At 62.5% G+C, this 25,156-nt stretch carries 24 protein-coding genes; 12 read left to right on the forward strand and 12 right to left on the reverse strand.

Annotated features, from left to right (window positions below; genetic code table 11):
* Nucleotides 1-18 precede the first annotated feature (18 nt).
* The 7 genes from KEC16_RS05720 (at nt 19) to KEC16_RS05750 (ending at nt 6,661) form a co-directional block, all read left to right on the forward strand.
* A complete protein-coding gene (locus tag KEC16_RS05720) occupies nt 19-3,483 on the forward strand; it encodes a chromosome segregation SMC family protein (RefSeq protein ID WP_428846053.1) in 3,465 nt (1,154 codons plus the stop codon).
* Between the two features lie 220 nt (nt 3,484-3,703).
* Complete coding sequence (locus KEC16_RS05725; RefSeq protein ID WP_211546736.1) at nt 3,704-4,060, forward strand: AtpZ/AtpI family protein; 357 nt, start codon at nt 3,704-3,706, stop codon at nt 4,058-4,060.
* Between the two features lie 9 nt (nt 4,061-4,069).
* Nucleotides 4,070-4,804, forward strand: coding sequence for a F0F1 ATP synthase subunit A (locus KEC16_RS05730; RefSeq protein ID WP_211546738.1), 735 nt, complete (start codon nt 4,070-4,072; stop codon nt 4,802-4,804).
* 76 nt (nt 4,805-4,880) lie between these two features.
* On the forward strand, nt 4,881-5,105 hold the full coding sequence (locus KEC16_RS05735; protein WP_211546740.1) for a F0F1 ATP synthase subunit C: 225 nt from the start codon (nt 4,881-4,883) through the stop codon (nt 5,103-5,105).
* 116 nt (nt 5,106-5,221) lie between these two features.
* Complete coding sequence (locus KEC16_RS05740) at nt 5,222-5,716, forward strand: F0F1 ATP synthase subunit B family protein (RefSeq protein WP_211546742.1); 495 nt, start codon at nt 5,222-5,224, stop codon at nt 5,714-5,716.
* A complete protein-coding gene (locus KEC16_RS05745) occupies nt 5,713-6,243 on the forward strand; it encodes a F0F1 ATP synthase subunit B family protein (RefSeq protein ID WP_211546744.1) in 531 nt (176 codons plus the stop codon). The genes KEC16_RS05740 and KEC16_RS05745 overlap by 4 nt, the downstream gene beginning before the upstream one ends.
* Before the next feature lie 79 nt (nt 6,244-6,322).
* Nucleotides 6,323-6,661 (forward strand): hypothetical protein, encoded by a 339-nt coding sequence (locus tag KEC16_RS05750; protein WP_211546746.1) that lies wholly within the window; start codon nt 6,323-6,325, stop codon nt 6,659-6,661.
* 12 nt (nt 6,662-6,673) lie between these two features.
* Here the strand turns inward: KEC16_RS05750 and KEC16_RS05755 are convergent, their stop codons facing one another.
* Together KEC16_RS05755 and cobB are read right to left on the reverse strand one after the other, a co-directional pair.
* Nucleotides 6,674-8,557, reverse strand: a complete 1,884-nt coding sequence (locus KEC16_RS05755; RefSeq protein WP_211546748.1) for a potassium transporter Kup — start codon at nt 8,555-8,557, stop codon at nt 6,674-6,676.
* 56 nt (nt 8,558-8,613) lie between these two features.
* On the reverse strand, nt 8,614-9,351 hold the full coding sequence (gene cobB, locus KEC16_RS05760; RefSeq protein ID WP_211546750.1) for a Sir2 family NAD+-dependent deacetylase: 738 nt from the start codon (nt 9,349-9,351) through the stop codon (nt 8,614-8,616).
* 60 nt (nt 9,352-9,411) lie between these two features.
* Here cobB and KEC16_RS05765 point away from each other — a divergent pair, with 60 nt between their 5' ends.
* The 4 genes from KEC16_RS05765 (at nt 9,412) to KEC16_RS05780 (ending at nt 11,825) form a co-directional block, all read left to right on the forward strand.
* Entirely contained in the window at nt 9,412-9,885 is a 474-nt protein-coding gene (locus tag KEC16_RS05765) for a low molecular weight protein-tyrosine-phosphatase (RefSeq protein ID WP_211546752.1), read from the forward strand.
* The gene (locus KEC16_RS05770; protein ID WP_211546754.1) at nt 9,882-10,724 is read left to right on the forward strand and encodes a fructosamine kinase family protein; all 843 of its coding nucleotides are present in this window, start codon (nt 9,882-9,884) and stop codon (nt 10,722-10,724) included. Before KEC16_RS05765 ends, KEC16_RS05770 begins: the two co-directional genes overlap by 4 nt.
* Before the next feature lie 57 nt (nt 10,725-10,781).
* Nucleotides 10,782-11,285, forward strand: coding sequence for a hypothetical protein (locus tag KEC16_RS05775; protein WP_211546756.1), 504 nt, complete (start codon nt 10,782-10,784; stop codon nt 11,283-11,285).
* A gap of 153 nt (nt 11,286-11,438) precedes the next feature.
* A complete protein-coding gene (locus tag KEC16_RS05780; protein WP_211546758.1) occupies nt 11,439-11,825 on the forward strand; it encodes a CBS domain-containing protein in 387 nt (128 codons plus the stop codon).
* Between the two features lie 43 nt (nt 11,826-11,868).
* On the opposite strand, the gene KEC16_RS05785 is transcribed toward KEC16_RS05780, so the two are convergent.
* Nucleotides 11,869-12,315, reverse strand: coding sequence for a ligand-binding protein SH3 (locus KEC16_RS05785; protein WP_211546760.1), 447 nt, complete (start codon nt 12,313-12,315; stop codon nt 11,869-11,871).
* 139 nt (nt 12,316-12,454) lie between these two features.
* On the opposite strand from KEC16_RS05785, the gene KEC16_RS05790 reads away from it, so the two are divergent.
* A complete protein-coding gene (locus tag KEC16_RS05790; RefSeq protein ID WP_211546762.1) occupies nt 12,455-13,834 on the forward strand; it encodes a tetratricopeptide repeat protein in 1,380 nt (459 codons plus the stop codon).
* On the opposite strand, the gene KEC16_RS05795 is transcribed toward KEC16_RS05790, so the two are convergent.
* From KEC16_RS05795 to KEC16_RS05835, 9 genes are all read right to left on the reverse strand, one after another.
* Nucleotides 13,831-14,352 carry a 3TM-type holin gene (locus KEC16_RS05795; protein WP_211546764.1) on the reverse strand — a complete coding sequence of 174 codons (522 nt, stop codon included), beginning with the start codon at nt 14,350-14,352 and terminating at the stop codon, nt 13,831-13,833. The genes KEC16_RS05790 and KEC16_RS05795 overlap by 4 nt on opposite strands.
* Before the next feature lie 5 nt (nt 14,353-14,357).
* Nucleotides 14,358-14,843, reverse strand: coding sequence for a cell wall hydrolase (locus KEC16_RS05800; protein WP_211546766.1), 486 nt, complete (start codon nt 14,841-14,843; stop codon nt 14,358-14,360).
* Nucleotides 14,840-15,145: a hypothetical protein gene (locus KEC16_RS05805; protein WP_211546768.1), complete on the reverse strand. Its 306-nt coding sequence runs from the start codon at nt 15,143-15,145 to the stop codon at nt 14,840-14,842. Before KEC16_RS05805 ends, KEC16_RS05800 begins: the two co-directional genes overlap by 4 nt.
* Nucleotides 15,146-15,162: 17 nt before the next feature.
* Nucleotides 15,163-16,647: a phage terminase large subunit gene (gene terL, locus KEC16_RS05810; RefSeq protein ID WP_211546770.1), complete on the reverse strand. Its 1,485-nt coding sequence runs from the start codon at nt 16,645-16,647 to the stop codon at nt 15,163-15,165.
* Complete coding sequence (locus tag KEC16_RS05815; RefSeq protein WP_211546772.1) at nt 16,644-16,943, reverse strand: hypothetical protein; 300 nt, start codon at nt 16,941-16,943, stop codon at nt 16,644-16,646. The genes terL and KEC16_RS05815 overlap by 4 nt, the downstream gene beginning before the upstream one ends.
* Before the next feature lie 81 nt (nt 16,944-17,024).
* Nucleotides 17,025-19,817 carry a DUF7483 domain-containing protein gene (locus KEC16_RS05820; protein WP_211546774.1) on the reverse strand — a complete coding sequence of 931 codons (2,793 nt, stop codon included), beginning with the start codon at nt 19,815-19,817 and terminating at the stop codon, nt 17,025-17,027.
* A 3-nt stretch (nt 19,818-19,820) separates the two neighbouring features.
* Entirely contained in the window at nt 19,821-20,948 is a 1,128-nt protein-coding gene (locus tag KEC16_RS05825; protein WP_211546776.1) for a hypothetical protein, read from the reverse strand.
* Nucleotides 20,949-21,064: 116 nt separating this feature from the next.
* Nucleotides 21,065-22,999: a hypothetical protein gene (locus tag KEC16_RS05830; protein WP_211546778.1), complete on the reverse strand. Its 1,935-nt coding sequence runs from the start codon at nt 22,997-22,999 to the stop codon at nt 21,065-21,067.
* A 115-nt stretch (nt 23,000-23,114) separates the two neighbouring features.
* A complete protein-coding gene (locus tag KEC16_RS05835; protein WP_211546780.1) occupies nt 23,115-25,127 on the reverse strand; it encodes a hypothetical protein in 2,013 nt (670 codons plus the stop codon).
* Nucleotides 25,128-25,156 lie beyond the last annotated feature (29 nt).

The following is a 25,156-nucleotide window of genomic DNA, read 5'->3' on the forward strand; positions in this document are numbered from 1 at the left end:
GGGGGCGCGGAACCGGTGATTCAATTCACCAAGCTGCGGTTGTCGGGGTTCAAGTCGTTCGTCGACGCCACCGAATTGTTGATCGAACCCGGCATGACCGGGGTGGTCGGCCCGAACGGCTGCGGCAAGTCCAATCTGATCGAGGCGTTGCGCTGGGTCATGGGGGAGACCTCGGCCCGGCAGATGCGCGGCGGCGAGATGGATGACGTCATCTTCGGCGGCACCTCGAACCGCCCCGCCCGCAACGTCGCCGAGGTGGTGGTCGGGCTGGACAATTCCGCCCGCACCGCCCCGCCCCATTACGATATGGACGAGTTGGAGGTCATCCGCCGCATCGAACGCGGCCAAGGCTCCAATTATCGGGTCAATGGCCGCGAAATCCGCGCCCGCGATGTGCAATTGCTGTTCGCCGACGCCGCCACCGGGGCGCGCTCGTCCGGCTTGGTCAGCCAGGGCCGGGTCGGCGCCCTGATCAATGCCAAGCCATCGGAACGGCGCGGGCTTTTGGAAGAAGCGGCAGGCATTTCCGGCCTGTATTCACGCCGGCACGAAGCTGAATTGCGGCTTAAGAACGCAGAAACCAATCTGGGCCGGCTTGACGACGTCTTGGCCACCTTGGACGAACAATTGAAGGGGTTGCAGCGTCAAGCCCGTCAGGCGGCGCGGTATCGCACCTTGTCCGAACAGATCCGCGCCATCGAGGCCCAGGTTCTGTATCTGGCCTGGCTGGAAGCCCTGGCCACCATCGACGCCGCCCGCTTGGCCATGCGGGACGCCGATCGACAGGTTGAGCACGCCACCAAGCTGGCCGCCGCCGCCGCCACCGCCCAGGTCGAGGCGGCGGCTGGTCTGCCCGAACGTCGTCGTCATCACGCCGAGGTGGAAAGCGGTTGGCAACGGCTGATCGTCGAACGCGAGCAACTGGATTCGGAAGAAGGCCGCTTGGCCGAAACCCGCCGCGATCTGGAAGCTCGCCTGGCTCAGGCGACGTCGGATTTGCAGCGCGAACATGCCCGCGCCGCCGATGCGCAAGGGGCGGTGGATCGTCTGGCCGGCGAACAGGAAGTTCTGGCCGAAGCCGCCTTGGGCGAGGAAGATGGCCGGGCCGAGGCCGAGGCCGCCATGGAACAGGCGGTTCACGGCGTCGCCGAGGCGGAAAAGGAATTGTCGGCGCTGATGGATGAGGTGGCCACCGCTGACGCCGAACGCGCCACCGCGCTGCGCCGGCTGGGCGATGCGGAAACCCGCCGCGACCGGCTGCGCGACCGGGTGGCGCAGGTGCGGACGCAGCAAGAGCAAGCGGGCCAGGACGGCATCGACCGGACCGAATTGACGGCGGCCGAGATGGATCTGGAATCGGCGCTGGAATATCTGGAGGAAAGCCGGGGCGAGGCCGAGGATTGGGATCGCCGCCGGGTGCAGGCGCAAGCCGCCCGCGATTCCGCCCGTGACGCCTTTCAGGCGGCCAGCGCGGCGCGGTCGCGCCTCAAGGCCGAAGCCGACGCCCTGAAAAATGTGTTGGCGCAAGGAACCGGCGGCGCGTTCCCCCCGGTTCTTGATCAGGTATCGGCGGCGGCGGGGTTCGAGCCGGCATTGGCGGCAGCCCTGGGCGAGGATCTCAACGCCTCGCTTGACGGCGCCGCGCCATTGCATTGGCTGACTTTGCCGCCATTGGCGAATGCGCCCTCGCTTCCCGCCGGCGTCGATCCGCTGACCCGCCACGTCACCGCCCCGGCGGCGCTGGCCCGTCGGCTGATCCAGGTGGGGGTGGTGGCGGACGCGGCGACCGGCGAAGCCTTGCGCGGGCAATTGCTGGCGGGACAGATCGTGGTCACCCGCGATGGCGACGTCATCCGCTGGGATGGCTTCACCGCCCGCGCCGGTGCGCCGTCGGCCATGGCCGTGCGGCTGGCCCAGCGGAATCGCCTGCGCGAGTTGGATGCTCGGCTGGAAGATTGCGAATTGGGGGTCGAGGAAGCCGAGGATAAGGTCCAGGCGGCGGTCCTGGCGGTCGAGGAAGCCACCGACAATGAGCGGGCCGCCAAGGAAGCGGTGCGCCGGGCCGAAGGCGAAACCGCCAAGGCCCGCGATCTCCATGCCAAACTGGCCCAGCGTTTCGCCGCCTTCGAATCGCGCATGGCCGCCCTGGCCGAACAGGCCGAGGCGGCGGCGGCCGATTTCGAGGAAGCCGAGGGCGAATTGCTGATGGCCCGCGAGGTGGTCGCCGGTTTCCCCCAGCAAGAAGAGGGCAAGGACCGGGTCAATGCCCTGCGCGCCGATGTGGCCGAACGGCGATCCGCCTTGGTCGAGGCCCGTTCGGCCCTGGATCGCATTATCCGCGAGGTGGGCGAACGCAAGCGCCGGTTGGACGCCATCGCCGGCGACATGGATCAGTGGCGCCGCCGTGCCGATGCCGCCCGCGCTCATGTGGAGGAATTGGCGGAACGGCGCGAAACGGTAATGCTGGAAATCGAGCGTCTGGCCAGCCTGCCGGACAGCTTTGCCCGGCGTCGTTCGGACTTGCTGGATCGGATCGACGCGGCCGAAAGTTTGCGCAAGGCCTCGGCCGATGCCTTGGCTGCGGCCGAGGCCGCCCAAGCCGAAACCGACCGTGCCGTCCGCGCCGCCGAAGCGGCGCTGGCGCAAGCGCGAGAGGACCGCATCCGCCGAGAGGCGGCCGTATCCGTCGCCGATCAGCATTGCCGGGCGGTGGCTGGCCGCATCCACGAACGCTTGGACATGACGCCCGAGCAATTGCGCGATATCGCCGGATTGGTCGAGGACAGCCGTCCCGATCGCGAGGAACTGCAATCCAAGCTCGACCGTCTGTCGCGCGAACGCGACAATATGGGGCCGGTCAATCTGCGGGCCGAGCAGGAAGTGATCGAGCTGGAGGAACGCATGAACGCCATGCGGGCCGAAGCCGACGATCTGGTCGCCGCCATCGCCAAGCTGCGCCAGGGCATCGCTGAATTGAACAAGGAAGGGCGCGAACGTCTGGTCGCCTCGTTTAATCAGGTTGATCAGCATTTCCGCGACCTGTTCATCAAGTTGTTCGGCGGCGGCCGCGCCCATCTGGCGCTGACCGAATCCGCCGATCCGCTGGAAGCCGGGTTGGAAATCATGGCCTCGCCCCCAGGCAAGCGCATGCAAGTGCTGTCGCTGTTGTCGGGCGGCGAGCAGGCCTTGACCGCGTTGGCGCTGATCTTTGCCGTCTTTCTCATCAATCCCGCCCCGATCTGCGTCCTCGATGAAGTCGATGCCCCCTTGGATGACGCCAATGTCGATCGCTTCTGCTCCCTGGTCGAAGGTATCGCCCAGACCACCCGGACCCGTTTCCTGATTGTGACGCATCACCGCATGACCATGGCCCGTATGGACCGTCTGTATGGGGTGACCATGGCGGAGCGGGGGGTGTCGCAATTGGTGTCGGTCGACCTGTCGGCGGCGGAAGCCATTGTCGAAATCGCGGTCCCTGCCTGAACTGGTGGAGTGAGGCCACCCCTTCGGGGAGGGGCGGAATCCCTCGCATTGCAGCATGAACCCGCCCGAAAGGGTCGGGGGCTTGTGAAATTAGCTTTTAAAATCAACGGTCTATAAATCATGGTTTCCGGTCTTGACACCAGCTTATGCACCCCTTATGGTGCCCGCGCTTTTGGCACTGATGTGACCAGAACGGGGAGTGCAAGGGGGCTCGCACAACATGGATGAGCAACACAAGCATTCTTCGTTCGACGAATTGGATGTCCGTATTCGCGCTGCGCGTGAGCGGGAAGCCGAGGTGGCCGGCCAGGAAAACGAGCGACGCAACCCGTCGAGCGGAATTGGTTTGGGCATGCGGTTATCAGTTGAATTCGTCGCGGGTGTTGCTGTCGGGGTCGGTTTGGGCTATTTCCTTGACCGCCTGATCGGCACGGCGCCCTGGTTGATGGTGCTGTTCCTGCTTCTGGGTGGGGCCGCTGGCGTTGCTAACGCCTATCGCGCCGCCAAGGGCATGGATGCGACCGTAGGTTTAGGGGCTGCCCAGCGTCGGCTGGCGGAGCGACAAAAGGACAAGTAGGAGACTCTTGTGGCCAATCCGATCGAGCAGTTCAAGATCAAGCCGATCATCCCCCTGGAAATCGGCGGTGTGGATGTTTCCTTCACCAATTCCGCGGTGATGATGGTTATTTCGGTGGTGTTGATCACCGCGTTCCTGACGCTCTCGGTCCGTTCGCGGGCCTTGGTGCCGGGGCGCTGGCAGTCCATGGCCGAAGTGTTTTACGAATTCATCGCCAGCATGCTGCGTGACAATGTCGGCAGCGCCGGACGCAAGTACTTCCCCTTCATCTTCTCGCTGTTCATGTTCGTCATGTTCGGCAATGTGCTGGGGATGATTCCGGGCGCCTTCACCTATACCAGCCACGTCATCGTCACCTTCGGCATGGCCATCGTCGTGTTCATCGGCGTCACCATCATCGGCTTTGCCCGTCACGGCACCCACTTCCTGCGGATGTTCTTCCCGGAAGGCGCGCCGATCCTCACCGCCGTGATCTTGGTGCCGATCGAACTTATCTCGTACTTCTCCCGTCCCTTCAGCCTCGCCGTTCGTTTGTTCGCCAACATGACGGTCGGCCATATCATTCTGAAGGTTCTGGGTGGTTTCGTGGTAACCTTGGGCGGCTTTTATGTCCTGCCCGGCATTGTTCCTTTCGCCTTCCTGGGCGCGGTCACCGTTCTTGAATTCGGTATCGCCCTGTTGCAGGCCTATGTTTTCACCATCCTGTCGTGCATCTATCTGCATGACGCCATCCACATGCACTAAGCCCCTTCGGGCTTGGTCATTGGGTGTGGATTTCAACTTAACGTTTTCGATTTTCAGTCCTGAAGGAGCTAAGTAAATGGAAGCGAGCGCTGCTAAGTTCATTGGTGCTGGTCTGGCTGCCATCGGCATGATCGGTTCTGGTATCGGCGTCGGTAACATCTGGTCGAGCTTGATCACCGCCGTCGGCCGCAACCCGGCCGCCAAGGCGAACGTCGAGCTCTATGGCTGGATCGGCTTCGCCGTTACCGAAGCTATCGCGCTGTTCGCCCTGGTTGTGGCGCTGATGGTGCTCTTCGCCTAATTAGTAAGGCGAAGGTTTCTCCTTCGGAACGGTTTGGCGTCGCGGCGGCTTAAGTGTCGTCGCGACCCACCGGCCGCTCCGATATCCCGGTTCAATACCCGTTCAGGAGCATCGGGATGCCCCAGTTCGATCCCGCGTTCTTCGCGCCCCAGCTCTTCTGGCTGGCCGTCACCTTTATCACACTTTACGTCCTGATGGCGAAGGTGGCCCTGCCGAAGATCGGCGCCGTCCTGGACGAGCGTCAGCGCAAGATCGACGACAATCTCGACAAGGCTGCGCAATTGAAGGCCGAGGCGGAAGCCGCCGTGGCCGCTTATGAAAAGGCGCTGGCCGAGTCGCGGTCTCATGCCCATTCCGTCATCAAGGAAGCCGGCGAACGCTTGGCCAAGCAGGCCGAGGAACGTACCCGCGATCTGAATGCCAAACTGGCCGAACAGATCAAGGCCGGTGAGACTCGTATTGCCGCCGCCAAGGATGCCGCGCTGACCAATGTCCGTGAGGTTGCTTTGGAAGTGGCCGGCGCCACTGTCGCCCGTTTGGTGGGTGGCACCGCCGATCAGGCCAAGCTGGATGCCGCTGTCGCCTCCGCGCTGAAGGAGCACGGCCAATGATCTCCGTCGCTTACGCCGCCGATGCCGCGCATCACGCCGGCCCGTTTTATGCCGAAGCCGCCTTCTGGGTTGGTGTCGCCTTTTTCTTGGTTGCCGGTCTGGCTTTCCGGCCGATGGCCCGCGCCCTTGGCGCTGGCCTTGACGCCCGTGCCGCCAAGATCAAGGCTCGCCTGGACGAAGCCGCTCGTTTGCGTGAGGAGGCCCAGGAAATGCTGGCCACCTATCAGCGCAAGCAGCGCGACGCCATGAAGGAAGCCGAAGAAATCATCGCCCACGCCAAGGCCGAAGCCGAGCGTCTGGCCCAACAGGCCGCCAAGGACCTGGAAGCCAGCCTTAAGCGCCGCGAAGCCCAGGCCATGGACCGTATCGCCCAGGCGGAAGCCACGGCGGTGCGCGAAGTGCAAAATGTGGCGGTGGAAGTGGCCATCTCGGCCGCTCGTGCTGTCCTTGCTTCGTCCATCAGCGCCGATCAGGCTGCCAAGTTGGTGGACAACGCCATCGCCGAATTGCCGCAAAAGCTGCACTAAATTCGCCGACGGTTCGATTTTGCAAACCCCTCCACCGGGACACCGGTGGAGGGGTTTGTTTTTTCTGTTAAGCTGCCCCATGCCCTATGTCAGCCGCGGTGACGATGGCCGCATCGTCGCCTTATCCGAATATCCCTTTGCCGATCAGGACGAAGACCTGCCCCCCGATCATCCCGAGGTGCTGGACTTTGTCGGCCGCGTCGTCGCCTTGCGCGAGGACGGGGTGGGGGACCCGTTTCTCGAAGCGGATCTGGACTTCATTCGGGTGGCCGAGGATTTGATCGAGGCGCTGATCCGCAAAGGTGTTCTCACCCTGGCCGACTTGCCCGAGGAAGCCCAGGATAAGCTGATGGCCCGCCGGGCTTTGCGCCATTCCCTCGGGGGGACCGGTGGATTGGTGGACGAAGACGGCGCGTGATCGCCGCCACCGTCAAATCTCGACCTGTGCCCCCAATTCCACCACCCGGTTGCTGGGCAGATGGAAGAAATCCATGGCGTTGGTGGCGGACCGGGCCATCCAGGCGAACAATTCCTCGCGCCACGGCGCCATGCCGGGGGTGGCCGAGGCAATGATGGTCTCACGCGACAGGAAATAGGAAATGGCCATGGGCTCGTAGAAAAAGCCCAATTGGTCGGTGCGGGCGTGGGCCAGCGTCTTGGGGATGTTCAAATCCTCCATGAAGCCGAAGCGCAGGATCAGGCGTTGGATTCCTGGCGCCACCACCATGGCTTCCAACCGCCGCTCGGGTCCGACCATCGGGACTTCCTCGATGGCGACGGTCATCAGGATGACCCGTTCGTGCAGCACCTTGTTGTGCTTCATGTTGTGCAGCAGGGCCAGCGGCACGCCTTCACGCGCGCCGGTCAGGAAGATGGCGGTGCCGGGGACGCGGACGACGCGGTCCGAGAGGGCGGCGACGAAATCTTCCACCGGCATGGCTTCGGTGGACAATTTGGCCAGCAGCAAGGCACGGCCTTGCTTCCAGGTGGTCAGCAGCACGAAGATGACGACGCCAATGGCCAGCGGGAACCAGCCGCCATGGGGGATCTTGGTGGAATTGGCCAGGAAAAAGGCCAGTTCCAACACCATGAACACGCCCATCAAGACGATGACGCGCCGCACTCGCCACTTCCAGTTCAGCACCATGACGATGCCGGCCAAAGCGGTGGTGATGATCATGGTTCCGGTGACGGCGATGCCATAAGCCGCCGCCAGGTTGGAGGAGCTTTGGAAGCCAAAGATCAGCCCGACCACCACCACCAGCAGCATCCAGTTCATCACCGGCAGGTAAACCTGTCCGATTTCATGGGCCGAGGTGTGAATGATGGTCATGCGGGGCAGATAGCCCAATTGAATGGCTTGGCGGGTGACCGAAAAGGCGCCGGAAATCACCGCCTGCGAGGCGATGATGGTGGCGAAGGTGGCCAGTATCAACAAGGGGATGCCGGCCCAGGCCGGGGCCATGCTGAAAAAGGGATTGTCGATGCTTTGCGGCCGGGCCAGCAACAGGGCGCCTTGGCCAAAATATTGCAAAAGCAGAGCCGGCAGGGCGACGAGATACCACGCCATGCGAATGGGAATCTTGCCGAAATGGCCCATATCGGCATAAAGCGCCTCGGCCCCGGTCACCGCCAAGACCACCGAACCCAGGGCCAGGAAGCCGGTCCAGCCGTCATTGGCGAGAAAAAGAATGGCCCAATGGGGCGACAGCGCTTTCAGCACCTCGGGGGTGAGGCCGATATTGCGCATGCCGGTGATCGCCAGGACGGCGAACCACACCAGCATGACCGGGCCAAAGACCTTGCCGACGGCGTCGGTGCCGTGTCGCTGGATCAAGAACAAGACGACGACAATGACCAGGGTCAGCGGAATGACGTAATCCTGCATGGCCGGGGCAACCACCTGCAAGCCTTCCACCGCTGACAAGATGGAAATGGCCGGGGTGATGACGGCATCGCCATAAAACAGCGCCGCCGCGAAAATCCCCAAGGTGACCACCAGCGCGCCCAGAGCGTTGCGTCCCTGGGTGGCGCGGCTGGCCAGGGCCAACAGGGCCAGCGATCCGCCTTCGCCGCGATTGTCGGCCCGCATGATGAAGGCCACGTATTTGACCGACACCACCAGCATGATCGACCAGAACATCAGTGACAGCACGCCAAAGACATGCAACCGGTCCAAGGTCAGCGGGTGATGGCCGGCGAAGGTTTCCTTCATGGCGTAAAGCGGGCTGGTGCCGATATCGCCGAAGACGATGCCGATGGCGCCGAACATCAGGGCGAAAACGTTGCGCCGGGGCGCGTGCTCGGAATTCATGGACTCTCGCCCGTCATTTCGCAGATGCACATAAGGCCGTCAGCCCGGCAATGGAGTCAATCCCCGTGAATTTCCCGCCCCAGGATTTCGGCGACAAAGGCCGGAACGGTTTGGCTGGCCGGGCCATTGCGGTGTTCGGCGAACAAGGTGGCGCCCTGGCTGGGCTCCAGGTTCAGTTCCACCGTATGGGCCAGGCCCAGCCGGCGCACTTGGGCGACGAAGCCGGCGGCGGGATAGACATTGCCCGAGGTGCCGATGGAAACGAACAAGGCGCAATCGGACAGCGCCGCCATGATCCGTTCCATTTCCAGCGGGATTTCGCCGAACCAGACGATATGGGGACGCAAGGTGCCGCTGCGCTTGCAATCCGGGCACATCTCCGCGGTGCCCAGGTCGTCGGACCAGTGTCGCGGTAAACCGCAATGGACACAGCGGATTTTCAGCAATTCGCCGTGCATGTGGATCAGGTTGCGGCTGCCGGCGCGTTCGTGCAGGTCGTCGATGTTCTGGGTGACGATCAACACCCGGCCGGGCCAGTGCCGTTCCAGTTCGGCCAATGCGTGATGGGCGGGGTTGGGGGCGATGGTCGGATCGCTCAGCCCCCGGCGGCGGGCATTGTAAAAGTCATGCACCAGATCGGGATCGGCGGCGAAGCCTTCGGGGGTGGCCACATCCTCAAGCCGAACCTTGGACCAGATGCCGCCTTCGCAGCGAAAGGTATCAAGTCCGGATTCCTTGGAAATACCCGCCCCGGTCAGGATGACAATGGTGGCATCGGAGGGCAAAGGCTGCATGTTTACCTCGGGCTGCTGATGATGCTTGCGGCGGCGCGTGTAAGGCGATATGCCGGAGCCATGATTAAAGTTCTGTTCGTCTGTACCGGCAACATCTGTCGCTCCCCCACCGCCGAAGGCGTGTTCCGCGCCTTGGTGGAATCCGAGGGATTGTCCAACCAGATCAGCGTCGATTCCGCTGGGACCCATGCCTATCACGTGGGCGAGCCGGCCGATAGTCGTTCGGCCGCCGCCGCCAGGAAGCGCGGTGTCGAATTGGCGGATTTGCGGGCGCGCAAATTGCGGCCGGCTGATTTCACCGATTTCGACCTGTTGCTCGCCATGGATCGCAGCCACCAGCAAACCATGGCGCAAGCGTGCCCGCCCGGACAGCAGGACCGGGTGCGATTGTTCCTGTCCTTTGCCCCACACTTGAACCTGCGCGACGTGCCGGATCCTTATTACGGCGGCGGTGACGGCTTCGAACGGGTGCTGGATATGATCGAGGCAGGCTCTCGCGGGTTGCTTGCACATCTGCGGACGCGTCTGCGGTGAAAGCCGAGACCGTGCGGCAGGTGGAACGTTTCACCGGGCGCAAGGTCGCCGGGACCCGGCCCCTGCCCGGCGGCGGCGTCGGCCGGGTGTTCCTGGTCGAGCTGACCAATGGCGGCAAACTGGTGGCCAAGCTGGGGCCGGGCCTGGGGGCAGAGGGGTGGATGCTCCGCCATCTGGCGGCTCAGACCCATCTGCCGGTGCCGCATGTGGTTCACGATGACGACGATCTGCTGCTGATGGAGTACGTCGCGGGTCACGATGCGCTGGACGAGTCGGCGCAGCATCATGCCGCCCATCTGCTGGTCGCCTTGCACGGCCAGACTTGGCACAGCTTTGGTCTGGAACGCGATACCGTCATTGGCGGGCTGCCGCAGGCCAATCCCCCGACGGCGCGGTGGCTGGATTTCTTCCGCGATCACCGCCTGCTGGCCATGGCCGGGCAGGCCCTTGCCGTCGGCCATTTGCCGGCGGTGATGATGGATGGGGTCGAACGGCTGGCGGCGCGGCTTGGCAACTGGATCGATGAGCCGGCCCGGCCGGCCCTGGTGCATGGCGATTGCTGGGGCGGCAATATCTTGGTCAAGGGCGGCAAGATCGCGGCTTTCATTGATCCGGCGCTTTATTACGGCCATGCCGAGATGGATCTGGCCTTTTCCACCCTGTTCGGCACCTTTGGCGATGCCTTTTTTAACCGCTATCAGGAATTATCGCCCCTGGCGCCGGGATTTTTCGAGGAACGCAAGGATCTGTACCTGTTGTATCCGTTGCTGGTGCATGTCCGCTTGTTTGGCGGTTCCTATGTGGCCGGGGTGGAGCGGGTTCTCGACCGCTTCCATTAAAACAAGCCACCACCGGGCGGGATCGCGCTGCGCGCATGGTGTGGCTTAGCGGGATGCATGACAAAATCCCCGGTACCGGGTAAAGTCGCCTTGGCCGGAATGAATGCGGAGAATTTGTTGCTGCGCCTCGGAGTAATGATTGTGGTGATCATGCTGGGGGGTGCCGTTGGCGCCGGGGCCGCCGATTGGCCCGGCGCCCGGACCGAGACCCAAGACGCCCGCCTCGGCCAACATCCTCATCTGACCCGACTGGTGCTTGATGTCAGCGAATTGACGCGCTTTTACACCCATGTGGCCGATGACGGCCGGCGCATTTTAGTCGGCATCCCGTCGGTCGATTGGGACGCCAATCGGCATCGTCTCAAGGCGTTCGGTCTGATCACTCGCTACGATTTCATGCGCCGGGGGCTCAAACGCGGCCTGCTGGTCATTCATGCCAAGGCCCCGGCGCGGGTCGAACATCAGTTCACCTTGGGGCCGGACCGCGCCGACCACAAGGGCAACCGCTTGGTTCTTGACTTGGCCCCACGCGATTTGGTCGGCAAGGCGGCGATGCCTTAGCGCGCAATTCGTTGATTTTGTCGGCTTGGATCGAACCTCAAGGGTTAATGTTCATTTACAGCTTGGACGTTGGGGGTTTTTCGACGGCGGAAATCTTATTCGCAAAGGTGGTGTAGGCAATTCGGCATCAATCTTTCTGGCGGGAGCTGACGCATGAGCGTAGGCAAAATCTTACAAGACAAAGGTCACGAGGTTCACACCATCGGCCCTGACAGCACCTTGCATGTCGCCGCCGGGATGATGCTGGACCGCAATATCGGCGCCTTGCTCTGTGTCGATGGCGGCGGGGGCATTCTCGGGATCTTGACCGAACGTGACATCGCCCGCGCCATGGCCTTGTACGGCCATGACGCCATTGATCGTTCGGTGCGCCAATGCATGACCCGTGACGTCATCGCCTGTCAGGCCGACGACAAGGTCGATCACCTGCTGGCGATCATGACCGAAACCCGCTGCCGCCACCTGCCGGTGGTCGGCGAAGGAAAAATCATCGGCTTGGTCTCCATTGGCGACCTGATCAAGGCGGAACATCGGCTTTGATGCCGGCGAACAAGCCGGGGAGAAATGTTCGCCGGCAATGGCCTCAACCGGCGGCGAAATGGGCCTTTGCCTTGCGCGCCGCCTCGGCGTCGGCGGCGGCATAGGCTTGGCCTTGCCACAGCAGGTGGTAGCCGGTTTCCTCGTTGCCGTTTTCGCACAATTCCAGCACATCCTTGAACAGCGGCTGAAAGGTGTCGGAACGATGCGATTGCTCGTGCTCGGCGAAGCTGCTCCAGAAGGTGACGATCAGCGCTTCGCGGTCTTTCAGCGGCGAGACAACCGCTTGGCCGACGGTTGAGCCTTCGTTCGAGATGAATCCGGCGTTCAGGCAGACAAAGCCGCCGATAAAACCGGTCTCGGAATGATAGGTTTTAACGTTCTCGCACAGCAGCGCCACCCGCTCTTGCAGGTCATCGACGTCGTAACCGGCTTTCAGGATGACGCGGTTGACGGTGATGACGCCATCGGCGGGAAAACCTTGAATCAGCATGAACGACCTCCGGGGAATAATATTACTCTTATCTAATTTGGATAATAATTCTAATTGTCAAGTGGTGGAAGGGGAAAGGGGCATCTTGAAACCCGGCGTCAGGACGGCAACAATGCGACCTCGTGAGCAGGGGGGAGCGATGAACCGGGGAAATAAACCGATCTCGGCGGCCGAGGCGTTGGCCAATGGCACCGTGGCGTGGTCAGAGGGGAAGATCGATCAGGCCTGCCAGGGTTTTGCCTCTGCGGCATTGCTGGCGCCGGCGGCGGTGCTGGCGCATGTCAATTTGGGGGTGGCGTTGCGCCGGCAAGGCCATGTGGCCGCCGCCATCACCAGCCATCGTCGCGCCCTGGCGCTGACGCCGGATGATCCGGTGGCGCATTCCAATCTGGGCAATGCCTTGCGTGAAATCGGCAAGCTGGCCGAGGCGGAACGCCACTTGCGCCGCGCCGTTGCCGCCCAGCCGGATAATCTATCGTTTCGCTATAATCTGGCTTTGCTCTTGCGCGATAGCCGCCACTATGACGAATCCCATGCGATGATGACCGCCTTGGTGACGGCGCAACCGCAAAACGGCGATTACGCCTGGGATCTGGCGTTGTCCGACCTTTATGGCTGCGATTACGCCAAGGGCTTTGCCGGTTACGAGGCGCGCTGGAAATTGGCCCGTTCGCCCAAGCGTGATTTCATCACGCCGCAGGCGTCGCCGGGACAGGATCTGCGCGGCAAGACGGTGCTGGTGGCGGCCGAGCAAGGCTTTGGCGATTCCTTGCAATTCGCCCGCTTTTTGCCGATTTTGGCGGCCCAATGCGGCACGTTGGTGGTGGAATGTCTGCCGGAACTGCAAACGTTGTTTGCGGCCATCCCCGGTGTTGCCCTGGTCTTCGCCAAGGGCGCCCCGTCACCCGCCCATGATCTGTGGATTCCGATCATGAGCTTGGCCCATTGGCTGGGGGTGGGGGCGGACAGCCTGCCGGGGCCGGTGCCTTATTTGCGGGCGCCGCAATCCCTGGCCAAGCCTTTGGGGCGGCCGCCGGGGAGCTTGCTGAATGTCGGATTGATCTGGGCCGGCAAGACGGTGCCGCGCGATCGCTCGTGGCCGCTGGAACAGTTGTTGCCGTTGATGGAAGACCCGCGTCTGGCCTTTTGGAGCCTGCAAATGGGCGAGCGGGCCGGAGACATGAAAGCCCTGGGCGTTAACGCCCTGGTGCGTGACTTGTCCCCGGCGATTTCCAGCTTTGCCGATACGGCGGCGCTGATGAATGCGCTGGATATCATCGTCACCATCGACACTTCCGCCGCCCATCTGGCCGGCGCCTTGGGCAAGCCGACCTGGATGTTGTTGCGCTATGTCTCTGATTGGCGCTGGCTGGATCAGGGCGATACCTGCGCCTGGTATCCCAGCATGCGCTTGTTCCGCCAACCCGATCCCGAGGATTTTTCCACCCCGGTGGCGCGGTTGAAATCATGGTTGACCCAAGCCGCCGACAAGGTGGCGGCAGCCCCGCCGGTGGGTTAACGCCATAAGCTGGTGCCGACGTTGATGCCGCCGCCGCCTTGTTTGTCCTGGCTGCGCTTGACCACGGCGATGCCCAGTACGCCCAGCGCCACGCCCCAGATCGGGCTGGTGTTGACCAGGGCGGCGATAATGATGGGGGCCTGGGCTGGCTCGTCGATGATGGCCCATGACACCGCCCCCATGGTGGCGGTCCAGGTCACGGCCATGGCATAGCCGAAGGTCGGACGCCAGCGCCGCACGTACCAATCTTCCGACTTGGCTTCGGTGCGCAGGGAATCGTTGATTTCGGCCAGCGCGGCGGTGGCTTCGGCGGTTTGCAGTTCGGTCATGCGTTCCAGGTGGCGGTTGGCTTCGGCCACCTGTTCCGGGCTTACCTCGCCGCCAGCCAAGGCGCTGCCCACTTGCGCCAACGCCCCGGCGGCGGCCTTGGCCGCCGGATGGTCAAGCCCGTTGAGGGCGCCCCCCACCGCCTTGACCAATAAGGGCAGGCCGATCGAGGCCAAAAGAGCTGGGATCATGCTGGTTACTCCACGTCATTGTAGAACAGGTGGTTGCCGATTTCGGCGGCGGGATTGCGGCTGCGCGCCCAAGGGGGGGCGATGGATTTGGTGTGGTAATGGGTCGAGCCTCGGGTCGGGTCATCCAGGCCGCCGGCGACGGCACGGCGGGCGACGCGCAGGCAGATGCGGAAGATGCGGTCCTTTTCCGTTACCGCCCCCAGCTTGGCCCGGTTCGGATCGTTTTCGTTCCAGCAGCTGAATTGCCAGGGCTTTTGGCAGACCTGTTCGATGCTGGCGCCCCACCAATAGCGGCCGCCATGGCGCTGCGCGCGTTTGACCCGATTGATGATGATGGCGGCGACCGCTTCGATGCCGCGCACCGGCTCCCCCCGCGCTTCGCCCCACAAGGTGCGCGCCAGGATATCGACGACAGAGCCGGGCTTGGCCGGCGGCGTCTGGCTTTCGGCGTCGGCGATGGCTTCAACCAAGATGACGGGCTCGATGCTCATGGCCGTACTCCGGTGACGCTGGCACTGTCCAATTTGGCTTCGATGCGCAGCAAGTGCTCGGTCAGCCGGCGCTCGACGTCTTTCAGATAGCCGGTGGTGGCATAGCTTTTCGCCACTTCCAGCTTATAGGCGGCCAGCGCTTCGCGCGCTTGGCCGACGCCGACTTCCAGCCGGTGGGCCAGGTCATCCAGGCGGTCGTCGGCTTCCTGGCGCGAGCGCCAGATCAGCCAGAACAGACCGCCAAGAACCGGCAGTTCGACGGCGGTGACCCACCACATGGCGTCCAAACTCCAATGTTCCATGTTTGTTCTCCAAAAAATCACAGATCGAAATCGGTTGGCGCTCGCACGCCGCCATTGCCGGGGCGCCAATCGGCGCGTTCGCCGGCTTTGACGGTGGGGCGGGTGAGGCGGACCGGTTGACTGAGCAGGCAGCCGGCCACCGCATCCAGACCATCGTCGCGGCTTTTGCCGCCGGGCTGCCATTCGCGCATTTCGCTGACGAAGGGTGAGGTCCAGACGCTGCGATGGGCGGACAGGGCGCCGGCGGCCAGCACGGCATCGAAGGCATCGATGATGCGCTGGTCCTTGGCCTTGCGGCTGGCCACTTCGACGACGGCGCAGGGATAGCCGGCCTTGGCCAGTTCCCGCCGCAGCAGACCGGGCAAGAACCGTCCCAGGCCGTTGGTTTCCAAACTCACCGCCGGCAGGTGCAGGTCTTGGGCGAAGGCGGCGACCTGGCGACATAATTGCGTCGCTTCGTCCTCGTCGCGGCGGGCGGGGTCGTGGGTCAGGTATTGCACCCGGTGCAGCCAATAACCGCCATCCTGGTCGGTGAACATGGCGGCGACCACCGAGGCGTCGCCCTTGCCCGGCGCCCCATAGGCGGGGTCCCACCAGCAGGCGGCGGATACCAGCCGCTTGTCGCCCAAGGTCAGGATCGGCAGGGAATTGCCTTCGGCATAGTTCAGCTCTGTCTCGTACAGGCGCAGACGGTCGGGATCCAGACGACCATCGGCGATGTTGACCGGCTTTAGCAGCATCTGGCTGTCGAATTTGTTGGGGCCGCTGCGTTTGCGCATGGCCGCGATCTTTTCCGGTGGAAAGCGATCCGGCCAAGCGCTGGCGCCGTCTTGGTCGATCAGCGGCAATTCCAGCCGGTGGAAACCGTCGAGGAAGGGGCGTTCCTCGCCCGCTTCCAACCGGGGTTTGTCGGCATAGATGGTGTAAAACGAATGCGGCGTGCCGACGTAAAGCTGCATGCCGCCGGGGACCAGAACGTATTCGATCTCGCCCAGGCGTTCGCGCAGATCGGCGCGCTTGGGGGCTGAATCGCAGGTATTGGGCACCTCGACGTCATCGCAGATGACGATCTCGGCGCGCGAGCCGGTGATGTTGGCGCCGATGCCCTTGGCCACCATGCTTGGATCGCGCAATTCCCCCGGCCGGTTGACGGTAAACTGGTCCGAGGCCCAATGGTCGCGCCGCTTGGGTTTCAAGCCTTGGGTCAGCGGATGGCGTTCGATGATGCGTTTGACGTTCCTCACCATCTTTTTCGCCAAGGCGAAATCGGCGGCGAGGATGATGATGCGCAAATTAGGGTCGCCCAGCAGGGCCCAAGCGCAGAACAGGCCGACGATGGTGGATTTGCCGGACGAGCGAAAGGCCATCAGCAGCAATTCGCGGTGATGGCTTTTGTACTTGCGGGCCAGCCAGCGGGCCAGGCGCAGATGATGCGGCGGCGTCGTCTGCCCCAGCTTGGCGTTCCACACCCAGACGAATTCGGGAAAGCCGATCTTGCTCATGCTCCGTCCTCGTCCAATTCATCCAAGGCGCTGCGGGCTTGGGCCAGCAGACGGCCCAGGCCGTCATCGCCGTCGTCCTCGGCTTGGATTTCGCCTTCGGCCCAGCGGGCCAGCTTGACCAAGGCCTCGACATGGCCCAAACCCGCCTTGGCCGCGGCCTGCCACGCGGCGAAGCCTTTGGCGTCGGCGGGCGGGTCGTCGGCGACGAAGCGCAGGTAATCATCCAAGGCGGCGCGGATGCGGGAAGGCAGATCCGCACGGCATGCCGCCCGGATGGTGCCCAGGTCTTCGGACATCTCGTCCTCCTGATGTTGTTATGGCACAAGAAAACCCCGCCCCGGTCGGACCGGGGCGGGGGGGGGAACAGACCAAATGCCTTAGCGAGCCTTGGCCGGAACCGTCTTGATCCCGCCAAAGGGGGCTTCGGCGAAGGCGGCGAAGATGTAGGCGCCGCCAGAGGCGTTGATATCGCCTGCGGTTTCTCGGATCTTAAAGCCGGAGCTCACCCCATCCACGGCGATGCCGCTTTCAGGCAAGGCCGAGTTGGCTTGCAGGCTTTCCCACCGACCGTCATTGGTCGGCGACCTTTCGGTGTCAAGGATGGACCAGTTTCCAACTGCATCCGTGCGTTTGATCAGGACGAAACGCGGGCGAAAGCCGCAATGGACGAACGGCCCATCGCTGGAACCGTTGCCGCTATAGCTGGCGAACTTGGAAAAGCCGGGGATTTCGGCCCAGCAATAGGCAATATAGCTGTGCCCGTCGGCATTGGTGTTGGCGCTGGCGCCGACTGAAAATACCGTCGCGGTGGGAGCGGTGGAGTTCCAGTCGCTCCCCGCCGCAGCGGCGTTTGTTCCGCTCAGGCTCAGCTTCGTGTTCGCCGCCAATGCGCCGATGTAAACCGACCAGTCAGTGCCCCCCGCCGACCGGCATTTCGCGATGATGAATTTGGGCGGCGCCCCCAGGCCATGTCCAATCGTGGCGTTGGCCGCGTCTCCATCCCAGGTCACGATGCTGAACCCGGCGGCCGGATTGACGCTGACGGCAGAGGCGATGGTGCCGGCGCTGTTGGCGACCGGTGCGCCACCGGCCTTCCAGCACCAGGCAACGTGGGAAACCCCGCTTTCCCCGACACCGCCGTTGCCGTTGGTGGTGAAACCGCGGGCGTCCAGGCTGGTGATGTTGCCGACAATGGACGTTTCCGCATCAGTGGAATTGGGGCTCAGGTAACTGGGCTGCGTCAAACCCCGAGAGGTCAAACGGTGGAGCCAGGATGCGGTGGGATTGCTGCGCGCCTTGACCCACACCAGATCGGGGGCGAATCCCAAACCGGTGATCGTTTGCGGCGCGCCGGTGCCGGTATAGGTGAGCACATCGAAATGCTTGGCCGGGGCCTGGATCGCCGGCTTGGGCAGATTGGCGGTGCACAAAGCCTTATAAGCGGGATCTGACGGTGTATATCCGGCCTGACCAAAGTCCACACTGAACTCAACGGAGCCATAAGTAGTTCCGTCACTAAATGCCGGTAGCCAGTCAACGCCAGTGGTTATACCCGTTACGCTACATTCGACAATGGCATTTCTACTGAACACCAAGGTTCCTACGTCAGCATCAAATAAAAGCTCATATACATCCTCTGTCGAAGGCTCGCTGTATGAACTCGAGGTGCTGACACCATCGCGATAGATATCCTTATGATGTCGAATGACGGTGCCTGCATCATAAATAAGGAAGGTGTTATCTATTCTATTGCTAACGCGAACGATGCCAAATGCAGCTGCGCTGGGAGTTCCGCTGGGAATCCCAGAAGAGCCTATCTTCAACTTCCATCCCCATTTTCCACTGGAAATCCCGAGGGAAGCGGTTGCGACACCGCTCATCCCGGAAGCCGTCGTGAAATGCAAGTTGCCGTTGGATAATGTGCAGCCAGGGCTGTGTAGTGTGTTGATGGTCGCAAAGTTATTCGTCGGCGTGTCCGTCACCACGTCCGCCGCCCCCAGGCTGACCGGGCTAAAGGTATTCGGCGCGTCGCCACCAGCGATGAATTGCACTTCAGCGGCATACTTGCCGGCCATCATGGCTACGCTGGTATAGATTTTCACCCAGAGATACGGGTAAACGTCACGGCTGACGCTTAGACCGTTCTTGGTGACGACAAGGCCGGCTGCATCCGTGACAGAGCCAAGATCGGCAATTTTGCTGGCCGTCCCGGTGTTGTCGGTGCTGTTACCCCATAGCTCGAATACCGCGACGCGGGACCCTAAGGCGACAAAACCATCGTTATGGGAAGCGTAGATACGAACGGCGGTGATAGGCTCGCCGGCCCCCAAATGGGCGCCAATCCAGCCCGGACTTGTCGTGCCGATCCCTGCGCCAATTGTCGCACACGACACGTTTGTGACGTTATTGGTAACACCGTCGAACGCAGCGGCAAGCCCTGCGTATTCTGTCATGTTGCCAATAGGCGCGGTTACAGTGACGACTTCACCCTTGCTGACGTCTTTCCCTAGATTGGTCGGATCATTGAAATCCAGGTAAAAGCCGTTGATGCCGAAATCCAGATCGCCGATCCGCTTTGGCCGCCACGACCCGGTGACCGGATCGGTTTCACCGAAAGCGGAGGGATGCAGGGCGGTGCCGTCCACCAGGATCGGCTGGGTGATGTAACCGTTGAAGGTTCCGTTGGCAATGGCGGCATTACCTTCGCCGATGCGATGCTCATAGGTCTTGTTGACGTAGCCTTCGATATTCGCGAATTCCGTCAGCACGGTCGTCGGCAGTTCGGTTCCGTTCCAGTAAATCTTGGGCGTCCCCGTCGTCACATCCTTTGATATCATCAGATGTCCCCAGGACGTCGTGTCTCGGAACATGGCGTTGGTCTGGAGCCGCCCGACCCATACGTTGCTCACGGTGACCCACAGATTCAGCTTGTCGTTGGCATCGAAGAACACCGACTCGCTTTCGTTCGAGTTAATGCCGGTGATCAGCAGGAATTGTTGCGTCCCGATAGCACAGCGCTTCACCCAAGCCGAAAAGGTCCAGGTCTTGCGGTTTCCTTCCACGGTGGGCGTGCGGGTGAAATAATCCGCCACCCCGTCCAGCCGGACGGAATTGGCGATGGAAAAGGCGGCCTTGCGGCCGCCCCCCAGCATCATGCTGTCACAGAACATGGTTCATGCCTCCACGTCGTTATAGGCGTACTCGATGCGATCAAGGGCGCGGATGTGATAGTCGATGCGGCCTTGGCCGCTGATCTCGGCCGGCGCGCCGGTTTCGCCGACGCGCTTCCACACGCCGCCCATGCCGGCGATGGCGAAGCCTGCGGGGACGATGCCGATGGTGCCGCGCTGGCCGACCATGGCGGCGCTCAGGGCGGGGTTGGCGAAGGTGACGTCAGTGGAAAGCGTTAGATCGAAGTTCTGAAAGACGGCCATGTCCAAGGCGACCGAACCGCCGACGGTGGCGACGCTGACCGCCTGGTTGCGCTGCGGCTGGGTCCAGTCCTGGGTCACGTTCACATAGGCGACATGGTCCAGGCCTAGATTGGTCCGGGCGCTGGCGGCGTTGGTCAGGTTAGACAAGGTGCGGTCGGCATAGGCGGCGTCGGCTTCGGCCTTGGCGTAGACTTCGCCCTTGGCGTAGACGTCCAGATTGCTGCGCGCCACCGCCTTGTCGGCCAGATCGGCGAGGTTCTGCGCCTTCTTCAGATCAAGGGTGGAACTGGCGGCGATGGCGTCGGTGACCTGGGTGGCGGACGAAACCCCCAGATTGGTGCGCGCTTGTTCGACGCTGGCGACGTCGGACAGGTTGTTGGCCTTCTTCAGGTCAAGGGCGGAACTGGCGGCGATGGCGTCGTTGACCTGGGTGGTGGAATAGACCCCCAGATTGTCGCGCGCGGCGGCCTTGTCGGTCAGGTCGGCGAGATTCTGGTCCGGGTCGAGGGCGTTGCTGTCTTCGGTGTTGCCGATCACCAGGGTCTGGCGGCCTTCCGGATCGGTGAGCGGGGACAGCGAAATGCCGGTGCCGGCGACCAGCTTGTCGCCAAGATAGCCCGACGAAGCGTCGGCCGAACTGACGGCGACGCGGCCGCGATGACGGATCAAGATGGTCTTGCCGGCGGATGGCGGGGCCAGGAACACCACCACGCCGCCGCCTGGGCTGGCGGCGCCGTGCACGGTGAAGCCGGACAGTTGCTCGATATTGTCGATCAACACCTGGATGTCGGCTTCCTGATCGATGGGGAAGGAAAAGGCATAGGAATCAGAGATGCCGTTGGCGCCATAGGAATGCTGAAGGGTCATCGTATGCTCCATGAAAAAAGCCCCGCCGGGGATCGGCGGGGCTGGGGGAGGAAGGGGGAAACAATGGGCGATAGCGGCTCTGACGGGCCTATCCATCTTTTCGCTATGGCGTCAGGCTAGATCTTCCACTCGGGATACCAAGCGTGCAGAAGTTGATGCTTGTTGTTGAAGGTGGACCATTCCACCTGCATGGAGGTGCCGGAAGGCGTCCCGGTGAAATCGAAGGCGGCGGTGACGACATCAACGGTGTGCCCACCGGGGAAGTCGAGGTTGACCGCCTCGGTGACCATCGTCCCGGTAACCCAAGTAGTGCCGCCGTCGCGGGACATGCGGATACGGTTGTCGGTGCCGTAAGTAACGGCGACTTGGGGATCGACCACCAAGGTCACCCGGCCCTGCGTGGGGGCGGCGTCGGCGGTCTTGGCGATGGATTTCATCGTCATGTTTGTTGCTGCCGTAGTTTCAAAAACTTCCATTTCAGTAATGACGGTATCGCTGTCTCCGTTACTCCATGGCACGCTCGTGCAATAGACACGTATCCCATTTGCACCAGATACCGGCGGAAACGTCACTGTGTTCCACCCGTTTACATTGGAGCATGTTGCTTCATCCGTCGACTTTACCGTAGCTCCATCAGCCCATCCGGTGATTGATACTTTCGTCCACACCCCCAAAACCAGCGCCTCAACCTTGAAGTCCTTGATCCGGCCATTCATTGACACATGGTAAAAGCGCAGCTTGCTAAACGGTCTGTTTGCCGCATACGTGACGCCAAAGTAGTTTCCGCTGGCGCTGATGTAAGTGAAGCCGCTGGACCCCGTATTTCCGTCATGCAACTGTGTCAAGTTCGTCAAATTTGCGGTAGTGGTTGTCCCTGTTGCAAATGCGGTAATGTTGTTTTGTTCCGCGACATTGCTGTAGTAATCATTCGTGCTGTCGTAGATTTGGTCGGTTGATCCTCCCGTATCTATGCCCGTCTGATCCTCGAATTCGTCCGCCCATCCGGCGACCATTCCCATATACGATGATCCGGCATTGGCGATCATGCGCAGGATGGTCATGGCGAGGTTGGTCTTAAGGGTGTCGATCTGCGTGGTGACGCTGCTAATGGCGTTATTGACCTGGATGCGGTCGGCATAGATGGTGTCATATTCGCCCTTGGCGTAGACGTCCAGATTGGCGCGGGCGGCCGCCTTGTCGTCCAGATCGGCAAGGTTGCTGGCCTTCTTCAGATCAAGGGCGGCACTGGCGGCGATGGCGTCATTGACCTGGGTGGAGGAAAGGACGTCCAGATTGGTCCGGGCGCTGGCGGCGCTGGTCAGGTTGGACAAGGCGCGGTCGGCATGGGCGGCGTCGGCTTCGGCCTTGGCGTAAACCTCGGCCTTGGCATAGACCCCCAGATTGGCGCGCGCCAGCGCCTTATCGGCCAGATCGGCGAGGTTCTGCGCCTTTTTCACATCAAGGGCGGCGCTGGCGGCGATGGCGTCATTGACCTGGGTGGTCGAGGAAACGCCCAGATTGATCCGCCCCTGTTCGACGCTGGCGAGGTCGGACAGGTTGCTGGCTTTCTTCAGATCAAGGGCGGCGCTGGCGGTGATGGCGTCGGTGACCTGGGTGGTGGAAAAGACGCCGAGAGTGTCGCGTGCGGCCGCCTTGTCGGTCAGATCGGCGAGATTTTGCTCGGCCTGCAAGGCCCCGTCCACCGCCGAGGCGGCAATGGTCAGCGTCTGGCGGCCATCGGCATCGGCGGCAACGCTCAAGCTGACGCCAGCGCCGGCCGCCAGCTTGTCGGCAAGATACCCCGACGAAGCGTCGGCCGAACTGACGGCGACGCGGCCGCGATGACGGATCAAGATGGTCTTGCCGGCGGCCGGCGGGGCCAGGAACACCACCGCGCCACCGCCCGGGTTGGCGCCGCCGAGCACGGCGAAGCCGGACAATTGCTCGACATTGTCGATCAAGACCTGGATGTCGGTTTCCTGGTCGATGGGGAAGGAAAAGGCATAGGATTCAGCGGTGCCGTTGGCACCATAGACATGCTGAAGGGTCATCGTATGCTCCATGAAAAAGCCCCGCCGGAGATCGGCGGGGCTGGGGGAGGAAGGGGGAATCAATGGGCGATGGCGGCTCTGACGGGCCTATCCATCTTTTCGCTATGGCGTCAGGCTAGATCTTCCACTCGGGATACCAAGCGTGCAGCAATTGATGCTTGTTGTTGAAGGTGGACCATTCCATCTGCATGGAGGTGCCGGAAGGCGTCCCGGCAAAGTCGAAGGCGGCGGTGACGACATCAACGGTGTGCCCACCGGGGAAGTCGAGGTTGACCGCCTCGGTGACCATCGTCCCGGTAACCCAAGTGACGCCGCCGTCGCGGGACATGCGGATACGGTTGTCGGTGCCGTAGGTGACGGCGACTTGGGGATCGACCACCAAGGTCACCCGGCCCTGCGTGGGGGCGGCGTCGGCGGTCTTGGCGATGGAGGTGACGGTGATGTTGGGAGAAACAAGCGGCCCATCATCCAACTTAAATTCAAATTCCTTCCAGTAATTGTTTCCTGCTGCCGTCCCGGAAACACCTTCCATCCGGTAATAGGTGTACGAAAGAGTGTTCGTGGACAGCGTGGTTAGCGTGTTGGCCCCCGCAGAGAGCGAACCGCCGAATGTGGCGCCGATGTCTGTCCAGGTCACGCCATCGGCTGATCCGCGCCATTTCCACGTTCCGATGTTTTCCGTGCCGTGGACGTACAGTTTGGCCTCAGTAATGGTCTTGGAGACACCCGCTCCGAAATAGAATTGTACATACCAAGAGCTGCTGATGACCTGTCCCGTAGGCAGGAAGGGGCCGGCTAACGACGTCGTGTCTCCGTTAACAAGTTGAGCGCCGGCATTTGTCCAATTGCTCCCCGCCGACAGAGAGACCGTTATAGAGGCCGTGCGATCACCTGTTCCCCCACTGTTGGTATAGGCCGCGCTTGGCGCTGGATTGTATATGTAGTCACCGGCAGCGTCATAAGTCGCCGTCCCGAGACTGCCGATACCCGTTTGATCCTCGAACTCATCCGCCCAGCCATCGACCATCCCCATATACGATGATCCGGCATTGGCGATCATGCGCAAGATGGTCATGGCGAGGTTGGTCTTAAGGGTGTCGATCTGCGACGCCACGCCGCTAATGGCGTCATTGACCTGGGTGGTGGAAGAGACCCCCAGGTTGGTGCGGGCGGCTGCCGCATCGGTCAGGTTGGACAGGGTGTGGTCGGCATAGATGGTGTCATATTCGCCCTTGGCGTAGACGTCCAGATTGGCACGGGCGGCCGCCTTGTCGTCCAGATCGGCAAGGTTGCTGGCCTTCTTCAGATCAAGGGCGGCACTGGCGGCGATGGCGTCGGTGATCTGGGTGGAGGAAAAGACGCCGAGATTGCCGCGTGCGGCGACAGCGTTGGTCAGGTTCGACAAGGTGCGGTCGGCATGGGCGGCGTCGGCTTCGGCCTTGGCGTAAACCTCGGCCTTGGCGTAGACATCCAGATTGCTGCGCGCCATCGCCTTATCGGCCAGATCGGCGAGGTTCTGCGCCTTTTTCACATCAAGGGCGGCGCTGGCGGCGATGGCGTCATTGACCTGGGTGGTCGAGGAAACGCCCAGATTGATCCGCCCCTGTTCGACGCTGGCGAGGTCGGACAGGTTGCTGGCTTTCTTCAGATCAAGGGCGGCGCTGGCGGTGATGGCGTCGGTGACCTGGGTGGTGGAAAAGACGCCGAGAGTGTCGCGCGCGGCCGCCTTGTCGGTCAGATCGGCGAGATTTTGCTCGGCCTGCAAGGCCCCGTCCACCGCCGAGGCGGCAATGGTCAGCGTCTGGCGGCCATCGGCATCGGCGGCAACGCTCAAGCTGACGCCAGCGCCGGCTGCCAGCTTGTCGGACAGGTGGCCGTTGGCGCTGTCCAAGGCGGAAACGCTGATACGGCCACGATGGCGCAGGGTGACGATGGCGCCGTTGGCCGGCGCGGCGTCGAACAGGACCGAGCCGCCGTCATTGCTACCGGCGCCGCGCACGACGAAGCCGGAAGTCTGCTCGATGGCGTCGATCAGCACCTCGACATCGCTGGCGGCATCGACGGCGAAGGAAAACGGAAACAACGTGACGGCGCCGTTGGCGCCATAGACATGGTGAATGGTCATCATGGGCTCCATGAAAAAAGCCCCGCCGGGGA

Source organism: Magnetospirillum sulfuroxidans (assembly GCF_018224925.1).
GTDB classification, from domain to species: domain Bacteria; phylum Pseudomonadota; class Alphaproteobacteria; order Rhodospirillales; family Magnetospirillaceae; genus Magnetospirillum; species Magnetospirillum sulfuroxidans.